This window comes from Pseudobacillus sp. FSL P4-0506 (assembly GCF_038003025.1).
GTDB lineage: Bacteria > Bacillota > Bacilli > Bacillales > Domibacillaceae > Pseudobacillus.
The window spans coordinates 614810-630020 of sequence record NZ_JBBOOI010000001.1 but is presented as its reverse complement, the minus strand read 5'-3'; the positions used below and the strand labels follow the sequence as shown (position 1 = coordinate 630020).

The 15211-nt window shown below is 42.3% G+C and carries 14 protein-coding genes and 2 riboswitches; of the genes, 4 read left to right on the top strand and 10 right to left on the bottom strand.

The genetic code is table 11. From position 1 onward, the window contains the following. The first annotated feature begins 11 nt into the window (after positions 1-11). The gene (locus MKZ02_RS03175) at positions 12-1022 is read left to right on the top strand and encodes a FecCD family ABC transporter permease (protein WP_120035602.1); all 1011 of its coding nucleotides are present in this window, start codon (positions 12-14) and stop codon (positions 1020-1022) included. After that, positions 1019-2026 (top strand): FecCD family ABC transporter permease, encoded by a 1008-nt coding sequence (locus MKZ02_RS03170; protein ID WP_340851817.1) that lies wholly within the window; start codon positions 1019-1021, stop codon positions 2024-2026. Before MKZ02_RS03175 ends, MKZ02_RS03170 begins: the two co-directional genes overlap by 4 nt. 122 nt (positions 2027-2148) lie before the next feature. On the opposite strand, the gene MKZ02_RS03165 is transcribed toward MKZ02_RS03170, so the two are convergent. Then, positions 2149-2958: an SDR family NAD(P)-dependent oxidoreductase gene (locus MKZ02_RS03165; RefSeq protein WP_120035606.1), complete on the bottom strand. Its 810-nt coding sequence runs from the start codon at positions 2956-2958 to the stop codon at positions 2149-2151. Between the two features lie 275 nt (positions 2959-3233). Here MKZ02_RS03165 and MKZ02_RS03160 point away from each other — a divergent pair, with 275 nt between their 5' ends. Beyond that, on the top strand, positions 3234-4571 hold the full coding sequence (locus MKZ02_RS03160; protein WP_340851814.1) for a cytochrome ubiquinol oxidase subunit I: 1338 nt from the start codon (positions 3234-3236) through the stop codon (positions 4569-4571). A gap of 33 nt (positions 4572-4604) precedes the next feature. Beyond that, positions 4605-5639: a cytochrome d ubiquinol oxidase subunit II gene (locus MKZ02_RS03155; RefSeq protein WP_340851813.1), complete on the top strand. Its 1035-nt coding sequence runs from the start codon at positions 4605-4607 to the stop codon at positions 5637-5639. 238 nt (positions 5640-5877) lie between these two features. Here MKZ02_RS03155 and purU read toward each other — a convergent pair whose 3' ends face one another. From purU to MKZ02_RS03110, 9 genes are all read right to left on the bottom strand, one after another. Then, positions 5878-6774 carry a formyltetrahydrofolate deformylase gene (purU, locus tag MKZ02_RS03150; RefSeq protein WP_340851812.1) on the bottom strand — a complete coding sequence of 299 codons (897 nt, stop codon included), beginning with the start codon at positions 6772-6774 and terminating at the stop codon, positions 5878-5880. 18 nt (positions 6775-6792) lie between these two features. Continuing rightward, the gene (locus tag MKZ02_RS03145) at positions 6793-7092 is read right to left on the bottom strand and encodes an iron-sulfur cluster biosynthesis family protein (protein WP_120035612.1); all 300 of its coding nucleotides are present in this window, start codon (positions 7090-7092) and stop codon (positions 6793-6795) included. Between the two features lie 98 nt (positions 7093-7190). After that, positions 7191-7273: riboswitch (glycine riboswitch) on the bottom strand. 3 nt (positions 7274-7276) lie between these two features. Next, positions 7277-7377: riboswitch (glycine riboswitch) on the bottom strand. A 65-nt stretch (positions 7378-7442) separates the two neighbouring features. Continuing rightward, a complete protein-coding gene (locus tag MKZ02_RS03140; protein WP_340851809.1) occupies positions 7443-8060 on the bottom strand; it encodes a class I SAM-dependent methyltransferase in 618 nt (205 codons plus the stop codon). 189 nt (positions 8061-8249) lie between these two features. Beyond that, complete coding sequence (gene msrA, locus MKZ02_RS03135) at positions 8250-9206, bottom strand: peptide-methionine (S)-S-oxide reductase MsrA (RefSeq protein WP_340851807.1); 957 nt, start codon at positions 9204-9206, stop codon at positions 8250-8252. 25 nt (positions 9207-9231) lie between these two features. Next, entirely contained in the window at positions 9232-10767 is a 1536-nt protein-coding gene (locus tag MKZ02_RS03130; protein WP_340851806.1) for an aldehyde dehydrogenase family protein, read from the bottom strand. Between the two features lie 325 nt (positions 10768-11092). Further along, positions 11093-12013, bottom strand: a complete 921-nt coding sequence (gene hprK / locus MKZ02_RS03125) for an HPr(Ser) kinase/phosphatase (RefSeq protein ID WP_120035620.1) — start codon at positions 12011-12013, stop codon at positions 11093-11095. A gap of 512 nt (positions 12014-12525) precedes the next feature. Further along, complete coding sequence (locus tag MKZ02_RS03120; protein WP_340851805.1) at positions 12526-13512, bottom strand: sensor domain-containing diguanylate cyclase; 987 nt, start codon at positions 13510-13512, stop codon at positions 12526-12528. A gap of 17 nt (positions 13513-13529) precedes the next feature. After that, positions 13530-14348, bottom strand: a complete 819-nt coding sequence (locus tag MKZ02_RS03115; RefSeq protein ID WP_340851803.1) for an alpha/beta fold hydrolase — start codon at positions 14346-14348, stop codon at positions 13530-13532. A gap of 15 nt (positions 14349-14363) precedes the next feature. Next, the gene (locus tag MKZ02_RS03110; protein ID WP_120035626.1) at positions 14364-15182 is read right to left on the bottom strand and encodes a 6-carboxytetrahydropterin synthase; all 819 of its coding nucleotides are present in this window, start codon (positions 15180-15182) and stop codon (positions 14364-14366) included. Between the last annotated feature and the right edge of the window lie 29 nt (positions 15183-15211).

Sequence of the window (15211 nt, the reverse complement as noted above, 5' to 3'; positions counted from 1 at the left end):
ATGAGAGACGGATGAAAAAAGAAAATCAACGTTCTACTTTATTTATTTATAAGTTCATAGTCAGTGTGCTTTTATTGATCATTACCTTTGTTATAGCGATGGTATTTGGGGCAGCTGATACGTCCGTAAAGGAAGTATGGCTGGCACTGACCTCCGATGCCTCCGGCAAAAATATTTCCCTGATTCGTGAAATCCGCCTGCCGCGTGAAGTAGCAGCTATCTTTGTCGGAGCGGCATTAGCTGTTTCGGGGGCTATTATGCAAGGGATGACACGAAACCCACTGGCAGACCCAGGGCTGTTAGGGCTAACATTCGGAGCAAATGCCGCTCTCGCGATAACTATTGCTCTTTTTCCTTCGGCAAACTATCTCTCGATTATGATAGCTTGCTTTATCGGAGCAGCTGCCGGGGCTATGATGGTTTTTGGTATTGGTGCGATTAAAAAGGGGGGCTTCTCCCCTCTACGAATTGTACTAGCGGGCGCCGCTGTTTCAGCATTCTTATATGCTATCGCACAAGGTGTAGGCATTTATTTTAAAATCTCAAAGGATGTATCTATGTGGACAGCAGGAGGCATGATCGGCACATCCTGGAACCAGCTTCAACTTGTCGTGCCAGTTATTTTAATCGGCCTCCTCATTTCACTTTTGCTCTCCAGGCAGTTGACGATTTTAAGCTTGAGCGAAGAAGTTGCCGTTGGTCTAGGTCAAAAGACGCTGCTTGTCAAAATAGCACTCTTTATTGCTATTATCCTGCTGGCAGGCGCTGCTGTTGCACTTGTTGGGAACATGGCCTTTATCGGTTTAATGATCCCCCATATTGTACGGGCTGTGGTCGGAACGGATTATCGCTTTATTATTCCCATGTCCATCTTTGTAGGCGCTGCTTTTATGCTTGTCGCTGACACACTCGGACGCACAATTAACTCTCCGTACGAAACACCGGTCGCTGCTATCGTATCCATAATGGGGTTGCCCTTCTTTCTGTTGATCGTACGTAAAGGAGGCAGTATGTTCTCATGATCGAGCCCGCTTTAGTAAGAAAACAGCGCATGATTTTATGGATTTTATTTGCCTTTATTATGATCACCGTCATCATTGGTATAAGAATGGGGTATGCCTCCCTGTCCTATGATCGGATTATTCCAACCCTTCTTGGCCAGGGCACATTTAAGGAAGAGTTTATTTTATTTTCCATTCGCTTGCCGCGTATTGTTATTACATTGTTAGCAGGAATGGCACTCGCTTTGTCTGGAGCTATTCTACAGGGCATTACACGTAATGATTTAGCTGATCCCGGCATTATCAGCATTAACTCCGGTGCAGGTGTAGCGATCGCTGTTTTCTTTTTATTCTTTCCAATCGAAGCCGGGTCGTTCGTTTACGCCCTGCCTCTCGTCGCTTTTGCCGGAGCTTTATTAACTGCTTGCCTTATCTATGCCTTCTCGTACAGCAAAAGCAATGGTCTGCAGCCGGTAAGGCTCGTACTTGTTGGAGTTGGTTTTGCTATGGCGCTTTCCGGGCTGATGATTGTCCTTATTTCATCCGCTGAGCGTTCAAAAGTAGACTTTATCGCTAAGTGGCTGGCCGGCAATATTTGGGGCACTGATTGGCCATTTGTCTGGGCACTCCTTCCGTGGTTAGTCGTACTTATTCCTTTTTCATTATATAAAGCGAATCGGCTTAACCTCCTTGCCTTAAATGAGCCAGTAGCTATCGGTGTTGGCGTAGCAATTGAAAAAGAGCGGCTCACGCTGCTTTTAACAGCAGTAGCACTTGCTGCTTCAGCCGTTTCTGTGACCGGCGGGGTTTCCTTTATCGGATTAATGGCTCCTCACATTGCCAAAGCTTTGGTCGGTCCTAGAAATCAGCTATTTATTCCTGTTGCCATTCTCATTGGCGGCTGGCTATTGCTGCTTGCAGACACGATCGGGCGCAATCTTGTTGATCCCGACGGTATCCCGGCTGGCATTATAGTTGCTTTGATTGGAGCTCCCTATTTTATGTATTTGCTGCTGAAAAAGTAATCACGTGTTTAGCATAAATTTAGCCCATTGAGTCTGAATAGCTTAGACTCAATGGGCTTTTTGCTGTTTTTTACAAACTTCAGCCAGCTTTATGTTGGTTATTTTATCTATTCTTAACGCTCTTATTTAGAACGTGATTGCTCTACAAATTGATTGAAATCAGGCATCGTTGGATTAGAGATATAATGCCCACCTTCTACTTGGATTGTCTGTCCTGTGATAAATTTAGATTCATCAGAAGCAAGGAATAAAGCCGTATAACCAATGTCATCCGCCTCGCCATGGTATGGCAGGGCGTTAAATTTAGCGAAAATATTCAGCACCTCTTCTGGCATATTGTTTTTAGCTGCAGGAGTTAAAATCAGCCCTGGGGCCACTCCATTACAGCGAATGCCATCTTTTCCATACTGTGCTGCAATGTATCTTGTCAAATTTACAACGGCAGCTTTAGAAGCTCCATAGGCAGAGCGCAGAGCGTCGCCAGCAAATGCCGCCATGGAAGCCGTGTTAATAATAGAGCCGCCTCCCGCTTTAATCATATGAGGAATAGCAAATCGGCTGCCTAACAATACACTTTTTGTGTTGACGTTCATTAAGCGGTCCCATTCTTCTAAATCTATGTTTATGACATCTAAATCTTTATGAAGGTTTGTTAAGCCGACATTGTTAAAAAGAACAGTAATTGTTCCATATTGCTCGACTGTAAAATCAACGGCCGCTTGAATAGAATCTTCCTTAGAAGCATCCAAAAATACAGCTGCTGCTTCTCCACCTTGTTTTTTTATATTTTCAGCTGCTTCTTTGGCCCCTTCGAGATTAAAGTCAGCAATAACAACCTTTGCTCCTTCTTTGGCCATTAACGAAGCTGCTGATAAGCCAATTCCTGAAGCTCCCCCTGTAACGAGAGCTACTTTTCCTTCTACTCGTCCCATGTCTTTCACTCCTTTATTTAATGCTTCCCAGCTATTTTCTCACCGATTCATTTAATGATTAACTTGTCCCTACCAAACTATTTTAACATCTAATTATTTGATTTTAAAATGATTTGTTTATTCTATTAATGAGATAGGGACTCTCTGCTTTTCAGACACTAGGCACCTTATTTCTCATTGTCTGATGAGGAGGCTTTTCTTTGCCCCAATAATGGTTACATATTCTTTCTCTCTATTGGTAATGATAGGGGCAGAAAGAAAGGACGGAATACAGAATGGATAATTTACTGATTGCACGTTCCTTATTTGGAACGACTATGGCATTTCATATTATTTTCGCTACCATCGGGGTGGGGCTGCCTCTCATGATTTTAACAGCAGAGCTGCTCTATCAAAAGACGAAAGACCTGGACTACGTAGTGATGGCCAAGCGCTGGACAAAAACGTTTGCTGTTTTACTTGGAGTTGGTATTCCAACAGGCACAATTGCCGGTGTGCAGTTATCCCTTCTTTGGCCTGGATTTATGGAGATTATTGGAAAAGTTATGCCGCTGCCGTTTCAAATTGAAATTTATGCTTTCTTTGTTGAAGCCCTCTTCATGTCTATCTATGTCTACGCAGCCGAGAGAATCGCTCCGTGGATGAGAATTGTCAGCTTAATACTAGTCGCCTTGGGAGCTTTAGCCTCTGCCGTACTGATTACAAATGTGCACGCCTTTCAAGGAACACCCGCTGGTTTTCGTTATGAAAATGGAAAGTTCTTTGATATTAATCCATGGGAAGCTTTTTTTAATCCAAGCTTTTTTGTTACGGCCGGCCATGTCGCCCTATCCGCCTATGTCGTTGGCGCTTTCGTCGTTGCCTCCGTGGCAGCGTTTAAAATGATGCGAAATAAGCACGGCTCAAGAGTGTATCTTTTTCATCAAAAAGCATTGATGGTCAGCCTTGTTTTAGGAGGGATCTTCTCTTTCTTAACGGCGATTAATGGCCATGCGTCCGCTCAATATTTACATGAGTACCAGCCTGAAAAGTTAGCTGCTGCAGAGGGGCTGTTTGAAACACAATCACATGCTCCTTTAGCGATTGGAGGCATTACCGATCGGGAAACACAAACGATCAAGGGAGCCATCGAAATTCCCTGGCTGCTAAGCTTTCTGGCAGGCAACAGCTTTGATACCGTTGTTGTCGGGTTAAACGACTTTCCTGAAGAACTGTGGCCGCCATTGTTTATCCATACTCTCTTTAATGCCATGGTAGGGATCGGTTCACTGCTTATTCTTATTTCGTTAGCCGGGATCGTATGGAGAAAGTTTCTGAAGAAAGACCGATTTCCGAAATGGTTTTTGTGGCTATTAGTTCTATCTGGTCCTCTCGCTGTTATTGCGATTGAGTGCGGCTGGATTTTCGCTTGCTCAGGAAGACAGCCATGGGTGATTTATCGTGTGTTAGCAACAGCCGAATCGGTTACAACCGCTACGAACCTGGGCGTTCTTTCTCTTCTATTCTTTTTTGTGTACGTTCTGTTAGGCATTACGGTTGTCATGGTGCTGCTGTATTTCTTTAGAAAGAACACTGAATTAGATGATCTTGAGAAGGCCGAGAAAGGAGCTTAGCCATGCTATTTAACTATACTGGAGGCGTGATTCATGCCAAATGAGCTGATTGCTATTACGATTCTATGGGGATTTGTATTTATTTACTCGATCATGGCAACGATGGACTTTGGCGCCGGCTTCTGGTCAATGATTTATATACATCGTGAAAAGACAAGAGCAACGAATATCGCCAACCGCTATTTGTCACCTACTTGGGAAGTGACGAACACGTTTATCGTTGCCTTGGTTGTGGCTGTGTACAGCTTATTTCCGAAGGCAGCTTACACACTTGGTACAATTTTACTCGTTCCGGGCAGCATTATCTTGCTGCTGCTCGCCGTCAGAAGCGCCTTCTTAGTCTTTTCTAACATTGCTGTAGAATATAAAAAGCCACTGACATATGTCTCAGGTATTACCGGCATCTTAATTCCGGGCTTGTTAATCAGCGTCTTACCTATCACTCACGGCACATTTATCGATTATAAAGGCGGACATCCCACTTTGAATTTACAAAAGCTTTTTACGAGTCCGAGTGAATATGCATTTATTGGATTTGCCATGAGCAGCACCTTATTTTTATCATCCTTGCTGTTAGCCGATTATTCCAAGACATCCAATGAAGAGGAAGCCTACAAAGTGTACTTGAGAGATGGAAGAATTTTAGGGCCAATTTCTTTACTGATGGCCTTTGCCATTATGCTCACTTTAAGGGCAGAAACACCATGGTTATATACGCGTATGATGGAAGATCTGCCTCTGCTGCTTGTGTCACTTGGCTTCTTTTTAATTGGAGGGCTCGGTTTATTTCTTCCTTCATTTTCAAAGAAAGATGTACGGGGAATGCCAAGGCTTGCTGTTGTAGCAGTTACGACTCAATATTTCATTGCCAGTTATGTGTACGGCAAAGCCCATCTGCCATATATGGTTTACCCCAATGTGACTATCCAGTCCGGTTTTACCGATCCTAACTCCTTTATGGCCGTATTTGCCACTTATATTGCCGGCTTTGTTATTCTCTTTCCCGGCTTTATTTATTTTTGGAGGCTATTTATGCATGATAAAAAGTATTTACGGCAAAAAAGCTAATGATCTTCTGAAAAGAAAAAGCTTGATGGGCTGCCGGCCCGTTAAGCTTTTTCTTTTCTAACCCTTCACCACTGATTCAACAGCGAGGTAATCAAAACAGTTAAAGCATAGATAAGTAAAATGACTTGCAGAAGACCCGTTCTTCTTCTCTGCTTATTCACTAAAAAGAGTCCCACACATATCATTGCCAAGATGATGCAAGTAACATCTAACAGGAGTTGATTGGCTATCATCCGGCTTACGTAAACACGATTGTTTTATTGCCGTGAACGATAACTTTATCTTCCACATGCCAGGAAACGGCTTCTGCAAGGACACTTCTTTCCACATGACGACCGGCAATCTTCAAATCTTCTGCTGTGTAGCGGTGGTTGACTCGCAAGATATCCTGCTCAATAATCGGCCCTTCATCAAGCTCATTAGTTACATAATGAGCAGTCGCCCCAATCAACTTCACTCCGCGGTTAAAAGCCCTGACGTAAGGATTTGCCCCTACAAATGCCGGCAAAAATGAGTGGTGAATATTAATGATTTGGTTTGGATATTTGGCTATAAAACTAGGAGAGAGGATTTGCATATATCTTGCCAAAACAATAAAGTCGACTTTTCCTTCCATTAACTCCATCGCCTTGTGTTCAGCTTCCTCTTTCGATTCATGAGAAAGCGGGATATGATAGTAAGGAATGCCATAGCTTTCCACTATTTCTTTTAAATCAGAGTGATTGCTGATAACCATTGGAATCTCAACCGGGAGTTCTTTTGATTTCCAGCGCCAAAGAAGCTCCAAGAGACAATGGTCTGCTTTAGAAACAAAAATCGCCATCCGCTTTGATTTTTCTTTATTTCTCAATTGCCATTCCATTGGGTAGGATTCAGATAATTCCTGCAATCTCTGCTCCAGCTCATCAATAGCAGAGCCCTTCTCATCCATATCGAACTCAACCCTCATAAAGAAAATGCCATCTTTAGGATTCGTGGTATGCTGGTCAAATTGAACGATATTTGCTTTATGTTCCAATAATACATTAGATACGGCTGAAATAATGCCCGGTTTTTCTGGACAAGTAACTAACAATTTAAAATAATGAGTATTCCCCTTTTTATGCAAAATTCTTCCCCCATCCTTAAACGCCATTCTTTGTATAACGAAAAGCTATTCGATCGCACAATCACTTGAGGCAAAGCTTTCTCCAACTAAGAAGCCCGTTTCCTTTGTATAGTCAATATGTGTTTCAGCATCGAGATAACGTTCAGTAAAGCGATCTATGCGAATTTGCACCCCATTGCAATCAATCACCTTATCATTTCGGCGCGGCTCATCAAATGTAAGGGCAAACCTTACCGATATTCCACATCCACCAGCTACATCAGCATCAATTCTTGGAGAATACTTTTCTTCAAGCATCATTGCTTTTAACTGCTTCATCGCCGGTCCTGTTAATGTAATCATCATCCTTCCCTCCTTCTGCGAGCGTTTTCTAGTTATACACCTTGTCTTGCTCACTCCCTTTTTCTGCACGCAAAAAAGGACAGAAAAGGGTACAATCCCTTCTCTGTCCTTTTACCTGAGAGTTTAACCCTATCTTCAATAGGGCCTTCCCCTTTGGTGGCGTACTTAAACGCGCTCTCCAGAGGTGCGTCCCATTGTGGTTCTTCTACCTGAGAGATTAATTCCAAGGGCCTTTTTGGAACTTGCTCCTTCGGTGGCTTATTGCTCGCACTCTCCCACAATCGTCATCCGCTATTTTTATTCAGAATAATTTAAATATTGGTGATTGTCAATTGTTTTCCCAATTCTCTTACCTATAGACTAGATCCTCCATAATGAAAAATAACAAAACGTTCATTGTCATTTTTTTTATAGAGACCCGGCACTCTCACTTCTTTCACCAGTTGAAATGGAGTATACACTTCAAGAAATTGGATGTACTCCGCTGTCGGATAGTAAAGGACAATATCAACAGACCGTTGATGCTCTTCAACTGAGTGCAGGATATGATGGACGACCTTCATGAAAATTTGGATCGAAAAAGGATTGAAGAAGTAGAACCGATTGTCTGCCTTTTCGATCTGATACTCCTCTGCTGCGCAGCATACAAAGCGAATAGATTGATCCGACCTCTTCTTCTTTTTCATATAATCGGCTTGATTTTCAAGTGCTTCCTGGTAAAGCTGGCCGTTTACCTCAACCCCTGTTACCCGAGCGTGAAAACGATGATGGATATAAAATAGTAAACGCCCTTTTCCACAGCCGAAATCAACTACTCCATCTGTTCTTTTCACCTCATACTCCCGAAAAAGCTCATCGATGGCCTCATAGGGGGTTGCCTCATAACGATTATAGTGAATTGACTGATATAGCCATTCCCATGTGCCGCCTGTCTGAATCTTTAGCAAGCGATCGTATTCTTTTTCATTCATTGCCATTCCCCGATCTGTTTTTCTTTATTATAAAGCGGACGATATGATCCACTCAAACGAATACCGCTTGTCAATCTGCTGAACGGACCAATAAATTGGCTCTTGTGGCGAGTACATAAGCGTCATTGATCCGTAAAGATGCAGAATTGGTGGATCAACAAACAGAAGTGGCCAATAAAGGAACTTCTCTTATTCGAACAGGCTTTTAAATTCTCCATAGCCCTCTTCTTCAAGCTTATCCTTTGGCACAAAACGGAGAGCAGCCGAGTTAATGCAATAGCGTGCGCGGTCAGGACCAGGACCATCATCAAAGACGTGGCCTAAATGAGCGTCAGATGTTTTTGCCCGCACCTCAATCCGGCGCATGCCATGAGACGTATCAAGTTTTTCTGCTAGCTCTATCCGGCGCAAGGGCTTCGTGAAGCTTGGCCAGCCGCAGCCCGCGTCATATTTATCCGTCGAGCTGAACAAAGGCTCTCCTGAAATAATATCCACATAGATTCCCTCTTCCGTGTGGTCCCAATATTCATTATGAAATGGTGGCTCTGTCGCATTATTTCTTGTTACCTCGTATTGAAGAGGAGTGAGTTCTTCCCGTAATTGCTCATCTGTTTTTTGATCTTTCCAGTTTTCACGAATAAATTTTGCTCGCCCGGACCCCTCTTTATAAAGATTGTAGTGGAAGGCATTCTTTTTGTAATAGTGCTGGTGCTTTTCTTCAGCTCGGTAAAAGGGCCTCGCCGGCAGAATCTCTGTCACGACCGGTTTTTGAAAACGGCCGCTTGCTGCTAATTCTGCTTTCGAAGCTTCCGCCAATTCTTTTTGTTCTTTGTCATGGTAAAAAATGGCCGTCCTATAGGATGATCCCCGGTCATTGAACTGTCCGCCCGCATCAGTTGGATCAATTTGATGCCAAAACAGCTCAAGTAATTTTTTATAAGGAAAAACTGCAGGATCATACATGATTTGTACCGCTTCGTAATGACCCGTTGTGTCAGAGCATACCTCTTCATACGTCGGGTTCTCTGTGTGGCCACCCGTATAACCGGAGACAACCTCTTTAATTCCCGGTTGTTCATCAAACGGTGATACCATACACCAAAAACAGCCGCCTGCAAATGTAGCTAACTTACATTGTTCAGCCAAGAATCAACACTCCTTTACATCCGTATTATTTTCGGTTTCCGGTCTTCAAAAGCTGACGATAGACCGTTAAGAATTCGCCCCAGTTTCTTTTTTTTCCCCAAAAGCTGCGAATCAGGCGTACAAATAGTTCATACTTTCCTTCATAAGGGTACCAGTTCACTTCTTTTTTCTTACGGCCCTTGTCCACCATAACGGCTGTTTGAACACAAAAGCTCTGCATGCCTACATCCCCATGATACGCGCCAATTCCTCCCTCTTTCGTTCCTCCATAAGGAAGATAAGGATTGGCTACTGTAATGATTACATCATTAATAACTGCATTGCCTGATACGAGCCGGGAGACAATGCGCTTGCCTCGTTCTACATCGGCCGTCCAGACACTGGCATTCAAGCCAAAGCGGGTATCGTTAGCTAAAGAAACAGCTTCTTCCTCTGTCTCGAATGGCATAATCGGCAAGACAGGCCCAAAGGTTTCCTCCTGCATAATGGCCATATCATGATTGACATTCGTTACTATCATAGGTCTAATGAACATCTGATCGTCTGCCCACTGATCTGGGTGCTCACCAGCAATAAGTTCTGCTCCTTTTTCGATCGCTTCTGTCACATGCTCCTTAATAATGGCTGTTTGCTGGGGAAAAGTCATCGAACCAACATCGCTGTCAGAAGCTGTCCCTTGCTTTAAAGATTGCGTTGCCTGAACTAAACGATCAACAAATTCTTCATAGACTGACTTGTCCACATACACCCGCTCAACAGACATACACACCTGGCCGCTGTTCGTAAAGGCTCCCCAAATAGCCCCCTGTACAGCTCTTTCCATATTTGCATCGGCACAAACGATCATCGGGTCTTTACCGCCAAGCTCCAGCAGCGTCGGAATTAATTGCTTAGCTGCTTCCATCTGAATGATTTTCCCTGTTCGGACAGAGCCCGTGAAATGAATAAAATCCGGCTTGCCCTCTATAAGCGCAGCTCCTAACTCCTTGCCGCCATGCGCTACCTGTAATAGACCTCGGGGAAAGCCAGCCGCTTTAAATAAGCTTTCAATTAATACACCAACCATCGGTGTAATCTCGGATGGCTTTAAAATAACCGCATTTCCGGCAACGAGCGCTTCAACGATCGGAATCATAGAAAGCTGGAATGGAAAGTTCCACGGGGAAATGACCAATACGGTTCCCCGTGGCTTATATTCGATATAAGAGGATTTTCCAATAAATATCAGGGGCGTTTTAACTTTTTTTGTTTTTAACGCGGCAGCTGCTCTTCTTTCAATGTGCGAAATTGAATCAACGACTGTCATCACTTCTGTTGTTAATGCTTCCACAGCCACTTTTCCCGTGGAGTCACTAATCACTTTCACGATATGATCCAATTCATCCAGAATGTGAAGCCGCAGCTTTCGAAGCGAGCGAATTCTCTCTGAAATTGGCAAGTCAGCCCAAGTTAAGCCAGCTCCCTTCGCGCTTTCATAGAACATATCAACTTGTTCTACAGATGTTTCCTCCAATACGCCAATGATATTCTTTGTTGCGGGACTTCTCACTGTCCATGTCATGTACGTTCCTCCTTCATTTACTGTTATCATTTTGTCGCAGTCGTTCCGGTATTCCTGATAAAATTAGATAGATGGAATTCATCTTTGCTGATTCGTTGAATTTGGCGTTGGAGCCTCTCTAATCGCTAGGATGAACGAGCAGCTTAAACTCTGCCGCCAGTTCCCTGGTAATTAAGTTCCCAAGGATTTTTGAGGCAATGAATCCGGGCAACCCGATAATGAAGAATAATTATTTCTTCATCTTCTCCTCGTAAGACACAAATTGATTAAGAAAAAAGACAGGCCGTACCTGAAAAAGGACGTGTCTGTCTTTATTGCAACGCTGTTATTCTTCAGTGAACTCCGATTGAATCCGTTTCATAAACTCCTCAGCTGCACTGTATCCTTGCTGTTGAAGGTACCAGTTATTCGCCGCTGCTTCAATTAATCCAGCCACATCGCGGCCCGGCTGGAGCTGAATTTGAATATGAGGAACGCGAACTCCCATATATTCCGTAAACTTCGCTTCCACCTCCAGCTCATTATTCAATGAATTATTTTGCCACTTTGTCAGCTCAATATCGAGTGCAATCCTTGTTTCTTCCTGAAAAGCTTTTCTCCCATATAGACGCACAACGTTTAATAGTCCAACACTGCGCAAGGCGAGAAATTCCTTATTCTTCTCATTGTGGGTGCCAAGCAGCGTTTGCGGGCTCAGTTTCTTGAGTACGACAATATCATCCGCCACAAGCCGATGCCCCCGGCCGATCAACGTGTGGGCCGTTTCACTTTTTCCCACTCCTGATTTGCCCCGAAGCAAAATGCCGATTCCCGAGACATTTACACAAACTCCATGCACAGCAATCTCTTGTGCTAACGTCTTGGTCAAATAAGCATCTAATTTTCCAACAAACTCATAGGTAGATGCATCCGTACGAAGCAAAGGAATTTTTTCCTCGGTACAATATTGCGGCAAATACATTAATTCCTCTTCGTGAGCAGTAACAATAATACAAGGGGGATTATATTTAACAATATTACCAATTCGCAGCTTGCTTTCACTGTCGCTTAATCTATGTAAATAATTGATTTCATTGGTGCCGAGCACTTGGACGTGTCCACTTGGAAAAAAGTCAAAATAATCAATGAACTCCAAACCTGGACGCTGCGTTGGAGATTTTTCAATCTTTCGGTGCAGTTGATCCTCTCCAGCTAATACTTCTAATGAAAACCGACGGACTATATCCTCAATCGTAATGGATTTCATAATGAACACTCTCTCCTTGCTTAATCTCTTTAGAAAACTAATAGACAAAGCCAGCAGTCTATTCTTTCTAGCCCTTTAGTATACACTCTAATGTAACATAATAGTGGCATGATTATTGCATAAGTTGTCTATTTTCAATAAATGTTAACCTTTACTTTAACTAAAGAGCTTTATCATGCATTTTTAATGAGTATGAGAACCTAATGCTTTTCCAAACGGTTGATCTAATATCGGTCAATGACTTTGCGATTCTGCAGATTAGTCCTTTTATTATTTTCCATTTTCCTGAATAATTACATTGTATCGGAAAATAATCATTTACATGCTATTTTTATGTTAAATTCTACTTCTTTGCTCGGAACGCCCTATCATAAAAAAATCCCTAGACACGGATGAATAACGTGCTTAGGGATAACAAGATAACCTGTGTACCGCCCACAAAGTGGCTTTAACGCATCAAAAACGAATGTAACCCTGCAGCAGGAAAAAGAAATTCTCTCATATATTGATAATTAAAGGCTTTCTTTTATATCTGCAAAATGTGTGACACGATTTCGCCCTTTAGACTTAGATGTGTATAGAGCCTTATCTGCTTTGGCCAATATAGAAATATTTGTATCTTCGGGAGTGAAGGTAGCTGCACCGATACTCACTGTTGTGGGACAATGGCTCCAGGAGGCATGTTCTATACTCTTTCTTAGCCTTTCAGCTGCTTGCTTAGATTGCGCCTCATCCGCCTCTGGCAAAAGAATGATAAATTCTTCTCCACCGTAACGAGCTACTGTATCAGTTTCTTTCGAATGTTCCTTTATTATCTGTGCAAATTCCCTCAACACTTGATCCCCAGCAAGATGGCCATATGTATCATTCACTTTTTTGAAATGATCGATATCCATAATAAGGAGTGAAAAAGGGACTTTAGAGAGAAGAAAGCTTTCAATATGTGAATCCAGCTTGTCAATAAAATAACGCCTGTTTTTCAGTCCAGTCAAAGTATCTGTTACTGCCAAGCTCTCTAATTTGGCATTTAACCTTATGAGTTCTTCTTGTTTTGCCTCAATATCCCAGTGCAATGCCTCTAATTTTTCAAGTGCCTCATTTTTAACTCTGTACGCTTCCTCCATTTCTCTCTTGGCATTGCGAATTTCTTTCTCGTAATCAATTCGTCTGCTCATCTTTACAAATACACACTCTATGAGCTCTGTTTGATTTCCTTCACCACTTTTCCCATTTAGCAGAACAGGGACATTCTCTCCTTTGTTGGACTTCAACGTTAAATACATCTCATCTACATGTCCGTACAGTTGAATAAACGGGTAAAAATAGGTATGAAAAAGAAACTTATTAGCCATCGACATAATCGATTCCATATGATGGTTTAATACATCATCTTTACTGTAACCGACCATGTCAAGAAATGCTTGGTTTGCGTACGTGATAACCCCCCGACTTGTAATGGTGACATATCCACAAGGGGCACGGTCTAGCCGCTCATCCATCTATATGCATCCTTTCACTAGCCATGGTTCTTCTTAAAAGATGAAAGGTATTCTTGTATCAGGCAGACGGTCTCTTTTGGATGGCTTAAATGTGGGTAGTGTCCTTTTGCCTCCATTAATCGAAAAGTGCTGTTCTTAAGATGGCGTTCCAAATACTTTCCAACTTTTAAAGGAACAATGCTGTCTTCCGAACATTGTAAAATAAGTGAGGGGACCTCTACTTTTGCTAAATCTTCTCTATGATCCGAGAAAAAAGTAGCTTCGGCAAACTTGCGGGTAACAGCTGGATCAGTTGAACAAAAACTTGTTTCCAACTCTTGAGTCAACATAGGCTGATTCGGATTTTTCATCGCAAGAGGGGCAAGATAGCTTGCCCAGCCAACAAAATTCATCTCCATCATGTCCAATAACTCTTCTACATCTTCCTTTTCAAAGCCTCCAAAATAATCAGGCCCATCATTTAAATAACGAGGAGATGGGCCAAGCATAACTAGACATTCAAATGACTCGGGTCTTTGAATAGAGGCCAGCATGCCTATCATTGCACTAACAGAATGCCCCACGAATATAACTTTTTTTATTTCTAACACATCAATAACTTCTAGCAAATCCTTTACGTACCCTTTAAGAGTTCCATATCTCTCATAACTATAAGCCGTTAAGTCTGATTTTCCTGAGCCAACGTAATCGAATAACACCACTCGGTATTCCTTCTCGAAATGGGGAGCGACAAATCGCCACATATTTTGATCACACCCAAATCCATGCCCGAAAACGATGGTTTGCTCCCCTTGACCAGTCACTTTTACATTATTACGAATAAGAATGTTTTCCATTTCATAAAAGCCCTCTTATTCTTTTGTTGGTCCACAGTATTCGAAATAATTTTTTGCTGTTTCCCAAAGTCCTACTTTATGCAGATTTGGTAAGCGCGATTGAAGCAAGTCCCAAAAGACGATCGACATAACTTCAGCGGTAGGATTTAACCCGTTAAACTCTTCAGTATCTAGATTCAAATGTTTGTGATCAAACTTTTGTATAATTGTTTGATCAACGATCTCGTCAAGTTCAGCTAAATTTATAATCATTCCTGTAACAGGATCAACTTCTCCCTCGACTGTTACTTCAAGAATGTAGTTGTGCCCATGCCCGTTCGGATTATTACACTTTCCAAAGATCTCTTTGTTTTCCTCATCTGATAACTGATCACTATGCAATCGATGTGCAGCAGAAAAATGATATTTTCTCGTTAATTGAATCATTGAACCTTCTCCTTTTTGAGAGAGCAAAAATGGATTCTCATGCAATATTATTTTATGAAGCTTACAATCTTCGAATCTATCTTTTAATTCATTCCATATATACGCCACAATATTTTCTGTCGTCGGGATATGTTCTACAAAAAAAGGGTGTTCACGGTTTAGAAACCTGCCGTCTAATTCCTCTAGAACTATCCCCTTCACTACACGGTCAACATCTGTAATATTCACTACAATACCTGATTTTTCATTAAGATGCCCTTTAACTGTCACTTCTAACAGATAATCATGGCCATGACCATTTGGATTGCTACATAGCCCAAATACTTCTCTGTTTTTGTCTTCATCCCACGATGGAACACGATAACTATGGGCTGCTGAAAACTCTACTTTTCTCGTTAATAAAACCAAGGTCTCACCTCTTCTTCATTCAAGAATTT